Source organism: Streptomyces regalis, from assembly GCF_001509475.1.
Lineage (GTDB): Bacteria > Actinomycetota > Actinomycetes > Streptomycetales > Streptomycetaceae > Streptomyces > Streptomyces regalis.
The window spans coordinates 1-600 of record NZ_LLZG01000233.1 but is presented as its reverse complement, the minus strand read 5'-3'; the positions used below and the strand labels follow the sequence as shown (position 1 = coordinate 600).

The 600-nt window shown below is 67.8% G+C and carries 1 protein-coding gene; it reads right to left on the bottom strand.

The window, feature by feature from the left end; all coding sequences use genetic code 11:
• On the bottom strand, positions 1 to 600 hold a 600-nt coding region (locus tag ADL12_RS24265), incomplete at both ends, for an acyltransferase domain-containing protein (protein WP_159053267.1).

Genomic DNA, 600 nt, shown 5'->3' with positions numbered 1-600 from the left:
TTCTCCGCGGTGAGGACGGCCCGGTGGTCGAGGTGGGCGCGGCCGTCGGCCAACACCTTGGCCACGGCGTCGAGTTCGGTGCCGGGATGTGTCTCGACGAACGTGGTGTGGCCGTCGTCGAGGAGGGTTTGGATGGTGGGGTGGAGGAGGACGGGGTTGGCGAGGTTGTCGTACCAGTAGTCAGCCGTGAGCTCGGTGGTGACGAGGGGTGCGCCCGTCAACGTCGAGTAGAAGGCGATGGTGCTCGCCTTCGGGCGGATGTCGGCGAGGAGTTCTTGCAGGGTCTCTCGCAGCGCGTGGACGTGGGGGGTGTGGGAGGCGTAGTCGACGGGGATGGTGCGAGCCCGCACGTCCCGCTCGTTGAGGGTGGTGACGAGGTGGTGGAGTTGGTCGGTGTCGCCGGCGATGACGGTGGTGGTGGGTCCGTTGAGGGCGGCGATGTGGAGGTCGGTGTGGTTGGCCAGGAGGGTGCGGGTGTCGTCGGCCGATAGCGGCAGAGAAGCCATGCCGCCGGTGCCGGCCAGTTCAAGGAGGGTTTTGGAGCGGAGGGTGACGATTTTGGCGGCGTCGTCGAGGGTGAGTGCTCCGGCGGTGTAGGCG